General features: G+C 71.4%; 14 protein-coding genes. 4 read left to right on the forward strand and 10 right to left on the reverse strand.

Features of this window, described 5'->3' with window-relative positions; all coding sequences use genetic code 11:
* Positions 1–71: 71 nt before the first annotated feature.
* The 8 genes from mnhG to ASD90_RS20890 all read right to left on the reverse strand — a co-directional run bounded on the left by mnhG (position 72) and on the right by ASD90_RS20890 (position 9994).
* The gene (gene mnhG, locus ASD90_RS20855; RefSeq protein WP_056760750.1) at positions 72–437 is read right to left on the reverse strand and encodes a monovalent cation/H(+) antiporter subunit G; all 366 of its coding nucleotides are present in this window, start codon (positions 435–437) and stop codon (positions 72–74) included.
* Positions 434–760 carry a monovalent cation/H+ antiporter complex subunit F gene (locus tag ASD90_RS20860; protein WP_056760752.1) on the reverse strand — a complete coding sequence of 109 codons (327 nt, stop codon included), beginning with the start codon at positions 758–760 and terminating at the stop codon, positions 434–436. The genes mnhG and ASD90_RS20860 overlap by 4 nt, the downstream gene beginning before the upstream one ends.
* Positions 757–1470: a Na+/H+ antiporter subunit E gene (locus ASD90_RS20865; protein ID WP_082588931.1), complete on the reverse strand. Its 714-nt coding sequence runs from the start codon at positions 1468–1470 to the stop codon at positions 757–759. The genes ASD90_RS20860 and ASD90_RS20865 overlap by 4 nt, the downstream gene beginning before the upstream one ends.
* On the reverse strand, positions 1467–3104 hold the full coding sequence (locus ASD90_RS20870; protein ID WP_056760754.1) for a Na+/H+ antiporter subunit D: 1638 nt from the start codon (positions 3102–3104) through the stop codon (positions 1467–1469). Before ASD90_RS20870 ends, ASD90_RS20865 begins: the two co-directional genes overlap by 4 nt.
* Positions 3101–3586 carry a Na(+)/H(+) antiporter subunit C gene (locus ASD90_RS20875; RefSeq protein ID WP_056760756.1) on the reverse strand — a complete coding sequence of 162 codons (486 nt, stop codon included), beginning with the start codon at positions 3584–3586 and terminating at the stop codon, positions 3101–3103. The genes ASD90_RS20870 and ASD90_RS20875 overlap by 4 nt, the downstream gene beginning before the upstream one ends.
* Positions 3583–6456, reverse strand: a complete 2874-nt coding sequence (locus ASD90_RS20880; RefSeq protein WP_056760759.1) for a Na+/H+ antiporter subunit A — start codon at positions 6454–6456, stop codon at positions 3583–3585. Before ASD90_RS20880 ends, ASD90_RS20875 begins: the two co-directional genes overlap by 4 nt.
* A gap of 200 nt (positions 6457–6656) precedes the next feature.
* Positions 6657–9134, reverse strand: a complete 2478-nt coding sequence (locus tag ASD90_RS20885) for an immune inhibitor A domain-containing protein (RefSeq protein ID WP_056760763.1) — start codon at positions 9132–9134, stop codon at positions 6657–6659.
* Between the two features lie 218 nt (positions 9135–9352).
* Entirely contained in the window at positions 9353–9994 is a 642-nt protein-coding gene (locus ASD90_RS20890) for a hypothetical protein (protein WP_056760766.1), read from the reverse strand.
* A gap of 101 nt (positions 9995–10095) precedes the next feature.
* On the opposite strand from ASD90_RS20890, the gene ASD90_RS20895 reads away from it, so the two are divergent.
* The 3 genes from ASD90_RS20895 to guaA are packed head-to-tail and all read left to right on the forward strand — an operon-like array spanning position 10096 to position 12854.
* Positions 10096–10863 (forward strand): SURF1 family protein, encoded by a 768-nt coding sequence (locus ASD90_RS20895; protein WP_235506846.1) that lies wholly within the window; start codon positions 10096–10098, stop codon positions 10861–10863.
* Entirely contained in the window at positions 10860–11255 is a 396-nt protein-coding gene (locus ASD90_RS20900) for a DUF3817 domain-containing protein (RefSeq protein WP_056760771.1), read from the forward strand. Before ASD90_RS20895 ends, ASD90_RS20900 begins: the two co-directional genes overlap by 4 nt.
* Before the next feature lie 9 nt (positions 11256–11264).
* Entirely contained in the window at positions 11265–12854 is a 1590-nt protein-coding gene (gene guaA, locus ASD90_RS20905) for a glutamine-hydrolyzing GMP synthase (protein WP_056760775.1), read from the forward strand.
* A gap of 128 nt (positions 12855–12982) precedes the next feature.
* Here the strand turns inward: guaA and ASD90_RS20910 are convergent, their stop codons facing one another.
* Complete coding sequence (locus ASD90_RS20910) at positions 12983–13459, reverse strand: hypothetical protein (RefSeq protein ID WP_056760779.1); 477 nt, start codon at positions 13457–13459, stop codon at positions 12983–12985.
* Positions 13460–13623: 164 nt separating this feature from the next.
* On the opposite strand from ASD90_RS20910, the gene ASD90_RS20915 reads away from it, so the two are divergent.
* Positions 13624–16290: an asparagine synthase-related protein gene (locus ASD90_RS20915; RefSeq protein WP_056760783.1), complete on the forward strand. Its 2667-nt coding sequence runs from the start codon at positions 13624–13626 to the stop codon at positions 16288–16290.
* Between the two features lie 40 nt (positions 16291–16330).
* Here ASD90_RS20915 and ASD90_RS20920 read toward each other — a convergent pair whose 3' ends face one another.
* Positions 16331–18007, reverse strand: a complete 1677-nt coding sequence (locus ASD90_RS20920) for a long-chain-fatty-acid--CoA ligase (RefSeq protein ID WP_056760785.1) — start codon at positions 18005–18007, stop codon at positions 16331–16333.
* Positions 18008–18108: the final 101 nt, after the last annotated feature.

Raw genomic sequence — 18108 nt, forward strand, 5'->3', positions numbered from 1 at the left:
GCTCACCGCCCGACCGTAGGAACTCAAGCAGGCTTGAGGTCAAACCGAGGGCGTATGCCGCTGGGCCGGCGTCAGCGCGTCGGGTCCCAGCCGGAGCGGTCGAGCGCGTCGGAGAGCTCGTCGACCTCGAGGGTGTCGGTGTCGACGCAGCGGTTGCGGTAGGCCGCACGCCCGACGAGGTGCGCCGAGACGGGCGAGGTGAAGAACTGGGTCGCCGCGAGCAGGACGAGGGTCGTGACGGCGGCCCACGTGCGCAGGGTCAGGGCGAGACCGGTCAGGATGAGGATGAGCCCGAGGGTCTGCGGCTTCGTGGCCGCGTGCAGCCGCGACAGCGTGTCGGGGAAGCGGATCAGGCCGACGGCGCCGGCGAGGCAGAGGAACGACCCGAGCAGGAGGCACACGGCCCCGGCGACATCGAGCACCGATGACCACGTCATGACTGCTCACGCTCCTCTCGCGGCTCGGGGTGCTCGCGCACGACGCCCTCCGGCTCGTCCGGCTCGTCGGAGTCCCGGGAGAGGAAGCGGGTGACGGCCACTCCGCCGACGAAGCCCACGAGCCCGAGGATCATGAGCAGGGGGAGGTAGGTCGTCGTGCGCTGGCGCGCCGACTCGAGGGCGACCCCGGCGATGACGACGACGAGGAGGATCTCGGCGGCGACGATGCGGTCGAGGTTGCTCGGCCCGCGGAAGAGACGCACGAGGACGAGCGCCGCCGCGGCGCCGAGCATGGCGAGCGAGATGCCGAGGACGACGGTCACGGGAGGTCCTTCCCGTCGGTGGGATCGGTCGGCTCCGGGTGCTCGGGGGCGTCGGGGGCGTCGGGGGCGTCGGGGGCGTCGGGGGCGTCGGGGGCGTCGGGGGCGTCGCCGGTGTCACCCGAAGCCGTGGGCCACGGCCCGTCGGTCTCGAGGGCGGCGATCTCCTGGCGCGAGCCGAGGGCGCGCACGACGCGCCGCTCGACGGCGAGGACGCGGGCACGCTGCGCCTCGATGGCGCCCTCGCGCTCGACGTCGAGCAGGTGCAGGTAGAGGACCGACGTAGAGCGCCGCGCGTCGACGACGACGGATCCGGGCACGAGCGCCACGAGCTCGGCGGTCAGGGTGAGGTAGAAGTCGGAGCGCGAGCGCAGCTGCACCTCGATGACGGCGTTGCGCGGGCTGCGCCGGCCGAAGGCGAGCCGCATGACCTGCCACGACGCGCCGACGAGGTCGACGAGGAACTGGCCGATGAGGAGCAGCACGCGGTGCGGTCGCAGACGCCCGTGGAACTCGATCGACGGCAGCGGGAAGGCGTAGGTGACGAGGAGCCCGACGAGGACGCCGTTGACGACGTTGCCCCATGACAGGCGGTCCCAGAGCAGCACCCACGCGAGGGCGATCGTCGCGACGGCGCGAGGCTGGAGCACCCGGCGCCGACGTCGGGGTGTCTCGGGTCCGCGCGGGGCGGTCGCCATGCGGAGGTCGGTCATCGGCGCACCTCCACGGGCAGGACGCTCGTGACGTAGGGGTCGCGGCTCATGAGGTCGGTGGCCGCACGCTGGGTGTAGGCGAAGAGCGGTCCGGCGACGGCGGTGATGAGCAGCCCGACGAGCGTCATCGCGGCCGTGGCGCCGAGCATCGTGCGGGGCAGCGCCCGGGGGCGCGTGTCGAGCAGCAGGGCGCCGGCCGACTCGGTGGCGGGGTCGGTGTCCGGTTCGCCGTCGCGGGTGTGGTCACGGGGTGCGTCTGCCGACCCGGTCGAGCGTGGGGCGTCGGCCAGGGTGCGCCAGAAGGCCTGGCTCCACACCTTGGTCAGGGCATAGAGCGTGAGCAGGCTCGTCACGATGCCGCCGACGACGAGCAGCCACGCCAGCGGGGTGCCGAGCTCGATGCCGGCGTCGAGCAGCCCGACCTTGGCGAGGAAGCCCGAGAGCGGCGGGATGCCCGAGAGGTTCATCGCCGAGACGAAGAAGAGGGTCGCGAGCACGGGGGAGGCGACGGCGAGCCCACCGAGCCGGTCGAGCGACGTCGTGCCCGCGAGGCGTTCGACGAGGCCGGTGATGAGGAAGAGCGCGGTCTGGATCGTGATGTGGTGGGCGACGTAGAAGATGGCGCCGGCGGTGCCCTCGGGCGTGGCGAGCGCGATGCCGAAGATCATGTAGCCGATGTGGCTGACGAGCGTGAACGACAGGATCCTCTTGAGGCCGGACTGCGAGACGGCGCCGAGGATGCCGATCACCATCGTCAGCAGGGCGGCCCACATGAGCAGGCCCTGCAGGGGCGAGTCGGGGAAGAGCAGCGTCTGGGTGCGGATGATCGCGTAGACCCCGACCTTCGTCAGCAGTCCGGCGAAGACCGCCGTCACCGGCGCCGGGGCGGTCGGGTAGCTGTCGGGCAGCCACGCCGACATCGGGAAGACGGCGGCCTTGATCGCGAAGGCGGTGAGCAGCGAGAGCTGCAGGACGAGCGCGACTCCGGGCGCGAGGTCCCCGATCCGGATCGCCAGCTGGGCGAGGTTGACGGTGCCCGTGGCGGCATACGCGGCGGCGATGGCGACGAGGAAGAGCGCCGAGCTGAGCAGGCTGACGACGACGTACGTCGTGCCGGCATGGATGCGTGCAGCCGACCCGCCGAGCGTGATGAGGACGTAGGAGCTGAAGAGGAGGATCTCGAAACCGACGAAGAGGTTGAAGAGGTCGCCGGCGAGGAAGGCGTTGGCGACGCCGGCCGACAGCACGAGGTAGGTCGGGTGGAAGATCGTGAGCGGCGTCTCGCTCTCGGTCTCGTCGTCGCTGTCGGCCTGGCCCTGGCCGATCGCGAAGACCAGGACGAGCAGCGTGACGATGCCGGACACTAGCAGCATGAGGGCGCTGAGGCGGTCGGCGACGAGGGAGATGCCGAGGGGCTCCTGCCAGGCCCCGAGCCACAGCACCTGAGGACCGTTGACGTCCGTCTGCCAGACGAGGACGCCCGCGACGGCGACCACCGCGGCGAGCACGGCGATGCTGACGCCGCGCTGCAGACGGGGCGACCGGCGGAAGGCGAGTGTCAGAGCCGCCCCGAGGAGCGGGAGCAGCACCGGCATCGGCACGAGGTCGGGCACCGGGAAGTCGGTCGGGCTCATGGGCGTCGTGGGCTCCCGTCGTCTGCCGCGAGCTCGTCGGACGTCGTCGTCGACTCCTCGGACGGGTCGTACGTCGAGGACGTCTGGTCCTCGAGGGCGAGGCGCTGGATGTGCGCGTCCTCGGTGTCGTCGGGGACGTCGTCGGTGCCGGAGATCTGCCAGAGCCGGTAGGACAGGGCGAGCAGGAAGCCGATGGTCGCGAGCGAGATGACGATGGCAGTGAGCACCATGGCCTGGGGGAGTGGGTCGCTGATCGCTGCCGGGTCCTCACCGACGAACGGGGCGCGTCCGGCGCGGCCGCTGATGACGAGGTAGAGCACCGCGATGCCGTTGCCGATGAGCACCATGCCGAGCAGGACGCGCACGAGGCTGCGGTCGAGGGCCAGGGCGGTGCCGGCGGCGACCAGGCCCACGGTGACCAGCACGAGGGTGATGTTCGGCTGCAGCGTCGACTCGATGAGGGTGGGGGCCATGGCCGTCATGGGCGGGCCACCTCCGGCTCGCCGGCCGCGTCGGAGGCGTCGGCCTCCTCCTCGGCGATCTGCCGGTCGATGCCGGTGCCGAGGCTGCGGACGATGTCGAGCATCATGCCGACGACGATGAGGTAGACGCCGATGTCGAAGACGAGCGACGTCACGAGGTGCACCTCGCCCCACGGCGGCAGGGTGAAGTCGATGGCCGTCGTCTCGAGGATCGTCCCCCCGAAGGCGAGCGGTGCGAGCGCCGAGCCGACGGCGACGAGGAGGCCGAGGCCGACGAGCAGGCCCGCGTCGAAGGGCGCCGCCTCGTCGAGCTCGTAGCGGCCACCGGCGAGGTAGCGCACGACCAGCGCGAGACCGGCGACGAGCCCGCCGGCGAAGCCGCCGCCGGGTTGGTTGTGACCGGCGAAGAGGAGGAAGAGCGAGGCGGCGAGCATGATGTGGAAGACGAGCCGCGTCACGACCTCGAAGATGACCGAGCGCTTCTCCTTGCGCATCGTCCGGCCACCGTGCAGCCAGGTACCACGGCCGGGACTGCTCGACGGCAGCGACTTCGAGGTCGCGCGCGAGAGCCGGGTGTTGCGGGTGCGGACGAAGATGAGGCTCGCGATGCCCGTGGCTGCGGCCACGAGCACCGACACCTCACCGAGGGTGTCCCACGCGCGGATGTCGACGAGCGTGACGTTGACGATGTTCTTGCCGTGGCCGAAGGCGTAGGCCTCCGTGGGGAACCCGGCCGACACCGGCTCGGCCGTGCGGCCGCCCGAGGCGACGAGGGCGATGGCCCCGACGGACGCACCGACGGCGACGCCGAGGACGAGGCGCCAGGTGCGCGACGGCGAGTGCGGGTGACGGGTGAACTTCGTCGGCAGCCGACGCAGCGCGAGGACGAAGACGACGAGCGACACCGTCTCGACGAGCATCTGGGTGATCGCGAGGTCGGGCGCGCCGTGCAGGATGAAGAGCAGCGAGACGCCGTAGCCCGTCGCGCCGACGAGCATGACCGCCGTGAGCCGGCGTCGGGTGACGAGCACGAGGACCGCCGCCGCGACGACGACGACGCCCACGACCGCCTGCCCGGGGTTGTCCCAGAGCCGCACCTCCGGGATCGTGCCGCGCGTGACGGCGGCGAGGCCCGGGAGGGCGACGAAGACGATGAGGATGCCCGCGAGGTAGATCGGGAGCGAGCCGCGCTGCGTGACGGCGGTCGTCTCGACCGCCCCGCGGTCGACCCACCGCAGCGTGCGGGCGAACCCGCGCTCGCCGTCGACGAGCGACGGCACCCCGGACTGGACGCGGGCGACGAGGTCACGCTGGACGAAGAGGACGAGCCCGACGGCGACCGACACGAGCGACAGCACCAGCGGCACGGTGACCCCGTGCCAGAGGGCCAGGGTCTGCGGCTCGCCACCGATGGGGAAGGTCTCGGCGTACGGCAGCAGCCACGGGGACTCGAGCGGCGACAGCAGGCCGACGAGCAGGCAGGCCACGCCGAGCAGCAGCGGGGCGAGCACGAAGCCGGGGTGGGCGGCCTTGACCGGCGTGGGGGCGACGCCGGGCTTGGTGGCGAAGGCACCCCAGAGGAAGCGCGCCGTGTAGGCGACCGTGAGGGCCGAGCCGGCCACGACTGCCGTGATCGCGAGCCAGCTCCACGGCGCGGGCAGCGGCGCCGAGGTCTGGACGTCCTCCCACAGCGACTCGAGGGCGCTCTCCTTGGACACGAACCCCGCGAGTGGCACGATCCCGGCCATCGAGAGACCGGCGAGGGTCGCCGGCACCGCGACCGGGAGCAGGCGTCGACCGACGCCGGACAGCTCGCGCAGGTCGCGGGTGCCGGTGCACTTGTCGACGACGCCGACGGTGAGGAAGAGCGTCGACTTGAAGAGCGCGTGCGCGATGACGAGGGCCAGCGCCGAGAGCGCCGACGCCTTGGTCCCGAGGCCGGCGATGGCGACGATGAAGCCGAGCTGGCTGACGGTGCCGTACGCGAGGAGCAGCTTGATGTCGTGCTGGCGCAGGGCGCGCCACCCGCCCACGAGCATCGTGAGGAGTCCGAGGCCCACCGTCAGGGCGTACCAGGCCGGAGCGCCCGCGAACGCCGGGGCGAGCAGTGCGACGAGGTAGATGCCGGCCTTCACCATCGCGGCCGCATGGAGGTAGGCGCTGACCGGCGTCGGGGCGGCCATGGCACCCGGCAGCCAGAAGTGGAAGGGCACGAGCGCCGACTTCGACAGGGCGCCGACGAGCAGCAGCACGACCGCGACCACGGTCAGGGTGTCGAGCGGTGGCGGATCGGCGAGCAGCGCGGAGATGGAGTACGTGTGGTGGACCCCGAGGGTGATGATGCCGACGAGCATCGCCAGGCCACCGAACGTCGTGACGATGAGCGCCTGCATCGCCGCGCGGCGGTTCGTCGAGCTCGCCGGGTTGTGCCCGATGAGCAGGTAGGAAAAGACCGTCGTCAGCTCCCAGAAGACGTAGAGGACGAGGAGGTTGTCGGTCAGGACGAGGCCGAGCATGGCGCCGGCGAACGCCGTGAACACCGACGTGAAGCGCCACAGCGTCGGGTCGCTGTCGGTGAAGTACCACGTGCAGTAGAGCAGGACGAGCGCGCCGACGCCGGTGACGAGCAGACCGAGCACCCACGAGAGTGTCGTGACGCGGAAGTCGAGGTCGATGCCGAGACCGGGTACCCACGAGATCCGTTGTGTCGGAAGGTTCCCGGCGCGAACGTCGTCCGAGACGGAGAGGAGCCAGCCGAACGAGACGGCCGGAGCGACGGCCAGGACCGGGAAGACCTTCGTGCGCAGGACCTTCGCCAGCCACGGCGCGAGGGCGGCGGCGAGCAGGTGCAGGAGCAACAGTTGCGCCACGGCGGCCCCTCGGTCGTCGGGTGTACGGGCTCGGTCACATCGGGTTCAGGTCGTGCCCCAATCCTAGGTGCAGCGAAGGGCCCCGCCGACCACGGGTCGGCGGGGCCCTCCTCGTCAGCGCCGGTGCCGGACGGCTCCGGAAGGCGCTGCGTCGTACGCTTCGTACGTGTCGTGCGTGTGGTGCGTGTCGTGCCGTCCGGTCACTTCGGGGCGACGAGGACGTTGAGCGAGCTGCCCTGCTTCGACGAGCCCACGACGCGGATCGTCGTGCCAGTCTTCGGCACGTCGACGCCGTACCAGCCGGGCTGGTAACGGCCCGGGTGGGCACCGGTCGCACCGTGCTGGTCGGCGTTCACCCACCACGTCTTCGTGTCGTCGAAGACCGGCTGGGCCGGCTTCGAGGCAACCGTACCGGCGACGCCGGTGGCGGGGTTGTGCAGCGTGATCGCGTCGGTCTTCTCGAGTCCGAAGGTCGAGTCGTAGGACAGGATCCGGTTGCGCATCAGCGTGTTGTCCGCCCAGTGGGTGAACTCCGGGTGCGCGTCGACCGGGAGGACGAGACCGGACCCCGGGTGCTCGCCGACGTTGTTGTCGTTCTGCGAGCCGTCCCAGTAGTTGACGAGCAGCCCGTTCTGGTACGGGTAGCTCTCGACCATGTCCGGCTTCGTCGGGAACCCGAAGTTGTAGGCCGTCTTCAGCGAGGTGTCGTAGCCGTCGTACTGACGGTTCTCGGCGATGTACGCGTTGAAGAAGGCCCGCTCGACCGAGCCGGCCGTGGCCCGGAAGCCGCTGCCGTCAGCCGGGCTGAACGTCCAGCCGGCGTCGGACTCGGCGCCGTCGAGGGGCTGACCCGTGACGGCGATCGCGTCGACCTGGAAGCCCGGCGGCGGGGTGTCCACACCGGGCTGCCCGACCTGCGCGCCGTCCGCCTTGTAGCGGAACTGCAGCTGCACCGTCTTGCCGGCCCAGGGCGTGAGGTCGGCCGTGAGGTCGGTCCACGACGCCTTGACGCCGGTGATGCCCTGCCCGAGGTTGTTGCCGTTCGGGTCGGTCGTCCGCGACAGGCTCGTCGCGACGTTGGTCCACGTGGCGCCGTTGTCGGCCGAGACGCGGAGGTACGTGTAGTCCCAGTCCTCCTCGATGTTGTAGCGCGCCTTGGCCGCGAGTCCGACCGTGCCGGCCGGCAGGGTCACCGACTTCGTCATCGTCGTGTCGAGGTCGTCGGCGGCGCCGCTGTAGTACATCTTCGTGCCCTCGTAGGGGTCGCCGAGCTCGAGCGGGACCATCTTGTCCGGCAGGACGGTGAAGAGGGCCTGGGCCTGCTTCGTCGCCGGCACGTTGGAGCCGATGGTGTGCGAGGAGCGCTTGCCGGCGTACGCGACGTCGTAGAACGGCCCCTGCTTGCCCTGCGGCTGGAGCCAGCCGAGCTGGAAGAGCTCGTAGGCGCCCAGGTCGGTCGGGTCGTCGCCGATGCCGTCGGGGCCGCCGTCGCCGATGTTGGCACCGGAGCTCATGAGGGTCCAGAAGGCGGTGTTGTTCTCGGCGCCACCGGTGTTGCCGGAGGTGTCGTAGAGGTCGGGCAGGCCGAGGTCGTGGCCGAACTCGTGCGCGAAGACGCCGAGGCCGCCGTTCTCGGGCTGCATGGTGTAGTCGCCGACCCAGATTCCCGTGGGGTTGTCGGGCACGAGGGCGCTCGAGACGAGGCCCTTGTTGCTGCCGACGTTGACGCCGGCCCCGAGAGGGCCGCCGCCCTGGACGGCGGCGAAGGAGCGGTGGCTCCAGATGGCGTCGGTGCCCTGGTTGGGGTCGCCCGACGCCTCGTCGCCACCTGCGTGGACGATCTGGAAGTGGTCGATGACGCCGTCGGGCTCGTTGAAGTTGCCGTCGCCGTCGATGTCGTAGCGGTCCTGCTGGTCGAACGTCTTGAGGTACGCCTGGATCTCGGGCATCTTCTTGCCGGCGTCGAGCTGGCTCTTGACCCAGACCGCGAGGGCGTCACGCACGAGTGCCGTCGACGTGTTGCAGACGATGCTGCCGCAGTAGTTGCGGCCGTAGAGCGCCTCGTTGAACGGGACCTTGACCCACTCGGTGACGTCGCCCTCGACCGAGTAGCGGCCCGAGGACTGCGTCTCGTAGTACTTCGCCATCCGGTTGAAGTACATGTCCTGGTAGTGGGCACGGTTGTAGTCGGTCTGCCAGAGGGTCGAGTTGTCGACGGCGCGGTTGGGCGCGGGGATCTCGTTGTGGCGCGGACCGGTCACGTCGGTGGCGCTGCCGTCCTTCGGGAGGCCGGTGAACGTGCCGGGCGGGTACGAACCCGTTCCCCCGGGGTACTGCTGGTCGCCGAACTCGACGATGACGACGAAGATCTTGTCGGTTCCCTCGCGCTCGAGCTGGACGTACTGTCCCTTGCCCACCTTGGCGACCTTGCCCTGGGCGCTCGGGTCGCCCTTGAGCCGCTTCTCGAGCGCCTTCTGGCGCATCGCGTCCTGCTTCACCGCCTGGGGCGGGCGCAGGTTGTCGTTGCGGGCCTTGCCCGATGCCGCGTCGCCGGCCTTGGTCGTGCCGACGTTGGGAGCTGCCTGCACCGGAGACGCCGCGATGGCGCCGGTGACGAGAGCTCCCGTGGCGAGCAGGCCGATGAGCCTGCGACGCCCGGTGTGCTGTGATTGCCTCACGAGGACCGTCCCTGAAGTGTGAGTTTCCTGTGGGATGTCGTGCCCGCCGCTGATCTTCCGCTTCGCCCCCGAAGCGCGACTTTCGCAGTCAAGACTGCCGGGGAGGGTTGTGGCCGTTTCGATCCATCGTCGTTACCAATTCGAGATCTGACGGTTCTCCCGCTTCGTCGGGTCGGCCTGCGTTTGTCCGCATCTGCGCCCGGTTGAGCCCTCTGGGGTCAGAAGGTGACGAAGGTGTCCCGCGCGAGGAAGAAGCCGTGGCGGCTCGCCGTGTCGATGCACGTCACGCCGAAGCTCTCGCTCAGGCACGCCGTGGTGCCTGAGGGCTGCGTGCGCTTGCCGTAGCCGAGCTCCGGCTCGCCGCCGGTGCGGATCGTGTCGGAGTTGCAGACGGGCAGGGCTCCGCCCGGGCCGAGCTCGATGCGACCGATGTCCTGGGGGCCGCCGGCCGGGCAGATCGACGGCAGGGGCGGGTCGACGCGCCCCTTCGCGACCTCGCACGCGGCCGTTCCTGCGTCGGTGCTCCGCCGGCACACGATGTTGCCGCTCGGGCTCCGGAAGCGGTCGGTCACCGATGCCGCCGGTGGGGCGGCGTCGATGCGCCCCTGGGCCTCCGCGAACGACCTCGGGGCGCCGCGCAGCCGGCCGGCGGCCAGGGCCGTCGGCACCGAGGTGGCCGTCGGCGCACTGGTCGGGACCTCGGTCTGCGTGGGCTCGGGCGTGTCGGCCGGCGCCGTGCTCGGCGCGTCGACCGTGACCGTCACGGTGCGGCGGGGCGGCGGGATGTCCATCGCGCCGCACGAGGCGAGGAGGGACGACACGGCGAGGGAGGCCAGGACTACGACGATGCGACCCGGCATACGTGCTCGGTGTCGGCGCAACGTGGACATGGCGCAGGAGTCTGGCACGGATGGCCGCCCCGGGTCAGGTCGGTGCCGGGACGGTGACCTACCCTTGGGTCGTGTTCCGGCGCCTGCTCACCCCTCGCTGGGTCGGCCTGCTCGCCGCCCTCGCCGTGGTCGTCGCCGCCTGCGTCCTGCTCGGGATGTGGCAGCTGGGCGTGGCGCGCGACTCGGGCCGCAAGGACGCCGTGGCCGCTGCGTCGACACTCGAGCGCGCGCCGCTCCAGCAGGTGACCGCGCCGCACAGCGACTTCAAGGGCGACTACTCCAACCGGGCCGTCACCGTCACGGGGACGTATGCCGCCGGGCGCAGCCTGCTCGTCGTCGACCGTCGGCTCGACGGTCGGGTGGGCTCCTGGGTCGTGACACCGCTCGAGACCGAGGGTGGCACGGTGCCGGTGCTGCGCGGCTTCGTCGACGGCACGCCGGCGGCCGTCCCGGCGCCGCCGACCGGCGTGGTCACGGTGACGGGCACCCTCGGGCCGGGGGAGTCGCCCCGCGACGGTGCCCCGCTGGCCGCGCCGCAGGTGCGCTCGGTCGACCTCGCCTCCCTCGTCAACGAGTGGCCCGGTGACCTCTACAACGTCGTCGTCCTGGCCTCGGCCGAGTCCGCAGGGCCCGCCGACGGCACCCCGCTCGCCGCCGCCGGCCTCACCCGTGTGCCACCACCCCCGCTCGACGCCCCGCTCAACCTGCGCAACGCGGCGTACGCCGTCCAGTGGTGGGTCTTCGGGATCTTCGCGATCTGGATGTGGTGGAAGATGTTCCGAGCAGAGCAGCAGGCGGACGAGCCCGTCGCTGCACCGAGAGAAGGCGCCACGACGTGAGCACGTACCCCCAGACCCTGGCCAAGCCGCAGCAGATCCGGTCGGCGCTGGCGATCTACCGCGTCCTCGCGACCGTCGCGGGCATCGCCCTGTTCGTGCTCATCCTCGAGATGGTCATGAAGTACGTCTTCAAGCAGACCAACGTCCTCACGGAGTACTGGAGCCCGATCCACGGGCTCATCTACTTCGCGTATGCCGTGTCCGTCGCCAACCTGGGCCTCAAGGCCGCATGGGGTCCGGTGCGGATCGTCAAGAACCTCCTGGCCGGCTTCGTGCCCGTCCTCCCGTGGATCGCCGAGCGGCGCAACACCGTCCAGACGGAGGCGCTGCTCTCCCGCGCCTACGTCGCCGGCGACGGGACGGCGTCGGAGGGGCCCTCGCAGGGCCGTTAGGCTTGGCGCGTGACCGACGCGCAGCCGACCGACCTGCAGAGCCACCCCGTCCTCGTCGTCGACTTCGGCGCCCAGTACGCCCAGCTGATCGCCCGGCGGGTGCGTGAGGCGCAGGTCTACAGCGAGGTCGTGCCCCACTCGATGGCCGTGGCCGACTTGCTCGCCAAGGAGCCGGCCGCGATCATCCTGTCCGGTGGGCCCAGCTCCGTCTACGAGGACGGCGCCCCGCGGCTCGACCCGGCGCTGCTCGAGGCGGGCGTCCCCGTCTTCGGCATGTGCTACGGCTTCCAGTCGATGGCGCAGGCCCTCGGTGGCACCGTCGCCCGCACCGGCGCCCGCGAGTACGGCAAGACCGACGCCGCCATCAGCGACGTCGCGTCGACCCTCTTCGACGGCCAGCCTCCCAGCCAGACCGTCTGGATGTCGCACGGCGACTCCGTGAGCGCGGCGCCTGAGGGCTTCGCCGTCACGGCCACGACGGCCGGCACGCCGGTCGCGGCCTTCGAGGACGACGGCCGACGCCTGTACGGCGTCCAGTGGCACCCCGAGGTGCTCCACTCCGAGCAGGGCCAGCGCGTCCTCGAGAACTTCCTCTGGAAGGGCGCGGGCATTACGCCGGACTGGACCCCCGGGCACGTCGTCGACGACCTCGTGACGACGATCCGCGAGCAGGTGGGCGAGGACCGCGTCCTCTGCGCCCTCTCCGGCGGCGTCGACTCGTCCGTCGCAGCCGCCTTGGTGCAGAAGGCGGTCGGCGACCAGCTGACCTGTGTGTTCGTCGACCACGGACTGCTCCGCGAGGGTGAGGCCGAGCAGGTCGAGCAGGACTTCGTGCACGCCACCGGTGTCGACCTCGTCGTCGTCGACGCACGCGAGCGCTTCCTCGACGCGCTCGCCGGCGTCACCGACCCCGAGTCCAAGCGCAAGATCATCGGCGAGCAGTTCATCCGCGTCTTCGAGCAGGCGGCCCGTGACGTCGTCCACGACCGCGGCGACGAGGAGCACCCCGTCAAGTGGCTCGTGCAGGGCACGCTCTACCCCGACGTCGTCGAGTCCGGCGGCGGCGAGGGCGCGGCCAACATCAAGAGCCACCACAACGTCGGTGGCCTGCCCGACGACCTCCAGTTCTCCCTCATCGAGCCGCTGCGCACCCTCTTCAAGGACGAGGTGCGCCAGGTCGGTCTCGAGCTCGGCGTGCCCGAGGTCATCGTGTGGCGCCAGCCGTTCCCGGGCCCCGGCCTCGGCATCCGCATCATCGGTGCCGTCGACGCCGAGCGCCTCGCGATCCTGCGTCGCGCCGACGCGATCGCCCGCGAGGAGCTGACGAGGGCGGCCCTCGACCGCGACATCTGGCAGTGCCCCGTGGTGCTGCTCGCCGACGTCCGCTCGGTCGGTGTCCAGGGCGACGGCCGCACCTACGGTCACCCCGTCGTGCTGCGGCCCGTGGCGTCCGAGGACGCCATGACCGCCGACTGGGCCCGGGTGCCCTACGACGTGCTCGCGACGATCTCGACCCGCATCACCAACGAGGTCGAAGAGGTCAACCGCGTCGTCCTCGACGTCACGAGCAAGCCGCCGGGCACCATCGAGTGGGAGTGACCGCCTGACCCACGCTCAACCGTCGAGGGGCCACGTCTGGCCGCCTCGGCACCGTCGAAAGGTCACGTCTCGCCGCGAGGGGTGACCTTTCGACTGAAGTGGGGCGGGCCGTAGTGGCCTCTCGACGGTCAGCGGCCGGTGGCAGCGATGTACGTCCCGCCGTTGCTCAGCGGGTTGAGCAGGACGGCGGGGGCCAGGCACCGTGTCGGGAGGGTCACATGGGTCTCGATGACGGCGTCACCCGCGCTGCTGAAGGGCACTGGATCCGTCATGCGCAGGTCCTTGCCGTTGCACACGACGGTGGCCGACAGGGTCGCGAGCGGGTTGTCACCCCGGGTCGGGATGATGAGGCCCTCGACGTCCACCGAGAGGTCGCCGTCGGCGCGCAGGCGGGCCGTGCCCTCCGAGATGACCCATGGTGCGCCACCCCGGACGAGCCCGAAGAGCGGCGGGTCGGTGAGCTGGCTGCCCTGGAGCGGGGCCCGGAGGATGTCGCTGCGCGGGACGCCGCCGGCGTCGGCCGAGGCGCTCGAGGTGGCGGCAAGGGCTGAGACGCCGATGACGGCACCGGCGAGGAAGGCTGCGGTACGAGAGATCGCGTGCATGTCGGACTCCTGGCTGGGTGGACGGGAGAGAGAACCCCCTTGCGAGGACGACGGTCGGCCGTCGATCGGTTCACCGGCGGCGACGGTTGGTCAGGTGGGTGGGGTGGGGTCCGCCGACCGGAGCGGGGTCGGGTCTCCCCGCGGGTCCAACTAGGGTGGAACTCATGTGCGGAATCGCCGGACACCTTGGTGTCCACGCCGACGAGGCCCTGCTCGACCGACTGCTTGCCACGCACCCGGGCTCGGGCGCCGCGGCGACCGCACGGGACGGTGACGCAGGCCTCGGGGTCCGGCAGGCGCGTCCGCTCCGGGCCGTCGGGGACTCCGAGACCGACGGAGTCGCCCGGCTCGCCGTGGCCCGCGGTGGGCGGTTCACGCTCGCCCTCGACGGCGAGCTCTACAACCGCGCCGAGCTGCGCGCCGACCTCGAGACCCTCGGCCACGACTTCGGGGTTGGCAGCGACGCCGAGGTCGTCCTGGCCGCCTTCACCGAATGGGGCACCGACGGCCTCGACCGGCTCGACGGTGCGTTCGCCCTCGCGGTCTGGGACCGCGACACGCGGCGGATGACGCTCGCGCGCGACCACTTCGGCGTGCGCCCCCTCTACGTGGCACGGGCCGGTGAGGGCTGGCTCGTCGCGAGCGAGATCGGCGGCATCCTCGACAGCGGCCTGCACGAGCGGCAGCCGGACGACCGGACCATCTACCGCTACCTACGCTTCCGCGTGCACGACGACGGCCGGTCGACCTTCTTCGCCGGCATCGAGCGCGTCGGCGCAGGCGAGGTCGTGACTCTCGGCGCCGACGTGCCGGGCGGTCTCGAGCGACGTCCCTATACGAGGCTGCGGGAGGAGCTGACGGCCCTCTCGCGCTCGCCCCGGGCCTACTCCCCGGCGGTCGCCGACGAGTTCCGCACGCTCCTGACCGCGGCCGTACGCCGTCGCGCGACCTCTTCGGGGCGCGTCGGCACCTCCCTGTCCGGCGGGCTCGACTCGGCTGCCATCGCGGCACTCCTCGACGTCGTCGAGCACGAGCCGGGTCGGTCGGCCCATGAGGCGCAGGACACGTGGTCCGCGATCTACCCGGGGTCGCGCAACGACGAGCGCGCACACATCGACGCCGTCGTGGCTGTCCTCGGCGACCGCGTGCAGGAGCACCGCATCGAGCCGACACCGACGGAGTTCAAGAAGGACCTGCGCGACCTCGTGCGCACCCAGGAGGAGCCGCTCGTCTCGACCGGCGCCTACACGCAGTACCGCGTGCTGCGGGACGCGGCTCAGCGCGACACGGTCGTGCTCGACGGTCATGGCGGCGACGAGACGCTGGCGGGCTTCGGCCCACACCACCTCATCCACCTTCGCGGGCTGCGCAGCCACAGTGTGGCGAGCGCCGCGACCGAGCTCGGCCACTCGATCGACGTGCTCTACCGACGTGGGCGACCGCTCATCGGCGACCGGCTGCACGGTCGCAAGGACGTGCCGGTGACGTCGCTGCTCGACGCCGACTTCGCGCGCACCCACGCCTCCGAGGGCTACGACGTCGAGCGGGCCGACCTCCGGGCCCGACTCGCAGACGACGTCTTCGCCGGCTCGCTGCCGGCGCGTCTTCGCTACACCGACAAGAACGCCCGCCGCTTCGGCGTCGCCGTGCGCATGCCGTTCGTCGACCGTGACCTCGTGCGCTTCGTCTTCGGTCTGAGCGACGACGCCCTCGTCAAGGACGGCGTCGGCAAGCGGGTGCTCCGTGACGCGATGCGTGGGCTGCTGCCCGCCTCCGTCGTCGACCGCCGCGACAAGGTCGGCGCGACGACCCCGCAGGGCGAGTGGTTCATGCGCCTCAAGAACCACATCTACGGAGAGTTCCTCTCCGAGTCGTTCGCCAACCGGCCCTACTTCGACCAGACGGCCGTGCTGCACGCCTTCGAGGGCTGGATCAAGGGCACGAACTCGATCGACTCGATGACGGTCTGGCGCATGCTCAACCTCGAGCTGTGGCTCCAGGAGTTCTTCGACGAGCGCGAGCCCGAGCACGCCGGGCAGACCCCGCACGTCAAGACCGACTACGAGCCGAACGCCCGCAAGCAGCTCGACCTCGTGACCGCCGACGGCACGGCCGTGCGCCGCTACCCGTTGCGCACCGACCTCTACTCCCGCGAGGACGACCTCGAGGCCAGGACGCTCGGCTACATCGAGCGCTTCTTCGCAGGCCTGCCCACGGCGGTCCCCGACCATGCCGCCGCGACGGGGGGCCGCTGGTACTTCTTCATCTCCGAGAAGATCGTCGCCATCACGCAGGGCCGGTCCTACTTCATCTGGGACATCAAGGTCGGTCGCCCGGCGCGGCTGCTGAGCCGTTACGTCACGCGCACCCCCGCCGGCATCGGTCTCGGGTCACCCTTCACGATGCAGCTCGCCATCGAGGAGGCCGGCCTGCCGCGCGTGCTCTTCGCCTCGGCCGGCGGTGCGGTCGGCAAGGTGCTCGGCAGGCGAGGCCTCTTCTACGACCTCGTCGGCGGCGACATCCGTGCCATCGACGGCCCCACCGAGTACTCCGTCTACCCGGCCAACGTGTCGGCGAAGCTCGGTCCCAAGGATCCCGACGACGTCGCCGCGCACCTCTCGGCGGCGATCCGTGCGCGGGTGCCCGAGGCCTACCGAGACACGTTCGGTGGCACGGTCGTCATGGACGCCAACGACATCGGTCGCAACGTCCTCGGCAAGGACGCGCCGGGTCCCAAGGAGCGTTACGAGGCGATGTTCGCGGACAACCCGCTCGGCCAGGGGTCCGAGCAGACGCCCATGGCGATCGTCTTCGAGACACCTTCTGCCTGAAGGCTTTTCGTATGCCGTCCGGCGTCGAGGCGGCGGCGCGTCAGCTCTCGATGAGGGAGTCGCGCACCTGCTTGCGCAGGACCTTGCCGATCTGCGAGCGCGGCAGCTCGTCGACGACGACGACACGTCGCGGCACCTTGTAGGCGGCGAGGTCCGACCGGCAGCGGGCCCGGACGGCCTCGACGTCGAGCTCGACCCCCGGCTCGGTCGTCACCGCCGCCACGACGTCCTCGCTGCCGTCGTGCCTGGGCAGGCCGACGACCGCGGCGTCGGTGATGCCCGGCACGGTGCGCAGCACGGCCTCGACCTCCGACGGCATGACGTTGAAGCCGCCGGTGATGATGATCTCCTTGATGCGGTCGACGATCGAGACGAAGCCCTCGGGGTCGACGACGACGATGTCGCAGGTGCGGAACCAGCCACCGTCGAGCAGGGCGGCGGCGGTCTCGTCGGGCCTGCCCCAGTAGCCGCCGAAGACCTGCGGTCCGCGGATGAGCAGCTCGCCCCGCTCGCCGGGGGCGCGGTCCCGGGTCGGGTCCTCGGGGTCGACGACGCGGATGTCGGTGCTCGGGAAGGGAACGCCGACCGCGCCCGGCCGACGCTCGCTGCCGATGGGGTTGCCGATCGCCACGGGCGACGTCTCGGTGAGGCCGTAGCCCTCGACGAGCAGGCCGCCCGTCACGTCCTCCCAGAGCTCGAGCGTCTCCCGCGGTAGCGCCATGGCGCCGGAGATCGCGAACCGCGTTGCCGTCAGGTCGATCCCGCGCTCGCGTGCGGCGGTCGCGAGGCGCTCGTAGATCGGCGGCACGGCGGGCAGGAACGTCGGTGGGTGTCTCTTCGCTGCTTCGAGCACGAGCTCGACGTCGAACCGCGGGAAGAGGACGAGGCGTGCACCCATGCTCATCGCGAAGGTCAGGCACAGCGTGAGGCCGTAGGCGTGGAACATCGGCAGCACGGCGTAGACCACCTCCTGCCCCGGCGTCAGGCCGGGCACCCACGCGCGGCCCTGGGCGGCGTTGGCCATGAGGTTGCGATGACTGAGCATCGCGCCCTTGGGGACACCGGTCGTGCCGCTCGTGTACTGGATCGCGGCGAGGTCTCCCACGGACGGCAGCGGAGTCGAGGGGTCGACGGGGCCGTGGCCGACGAGGTCGGACCACGGTGTGGTGCCCGGCGCGGGTCCGGTGAGCTGGGCGCGCAGGGCCCGGGCCCGGGCGACGGGCAGTCGCAGGGCGATCCGCTTCGTCCAGGGCATGGACGCCGTGATGTCGACGGCGACGACGTGCGGGACACCGGGGAGCGAGGTGATGGACGCAGCCATCCGGTCCCAGGCGATCGCGACGGTCGCGCCGTGGTCGGCGAACTGGTGGGCCATCTCGGTCGGGGTGTAGAGCGGGTTGTGCTCGACGACGACGGCGCCGAGCCGGAGCACCCCGTAGAACGCGACGATGTGCTCGGGGCAGTTCGGCAGCACGAGTGCCACCCGGTCGCCCGCGTCGACCCCGAGTCGCCGCAGACCCTCGGCCGCCAGGTCGACTCGGCGCCCGAGCTCGGTGTAGGTCAGCTCGGCGCCGAAGAACTCCAGCGCCGGTCGGTCGGCGTACGTCGCCACGGCGTCGGCGAGCAGGTCGACGAGCGAGGAGACGGGTGGGTCGATCTCGGCAGGAACCCCTTCGGCGTAGTGGGCCACCCACGTGTGCTCCAGTCCCGCCGTCATCCGAGCCTCCGCTCCACGCCTGCCGCCGCGCGGCGCGGCACGACCAGTATGGCGGGAGCGGGCGGGCGGGTGGGCGCGCGCCCGAGCCACACGGCATACGC

Source organism: Terrabacter sp. Root181 (assembly GCF_001428505.1).
Classification (GTDB): Bacteria; Actinomycetota; Actinomycetes; order Actinomycetales; family Dermatophilaceae; genus Terrabacter.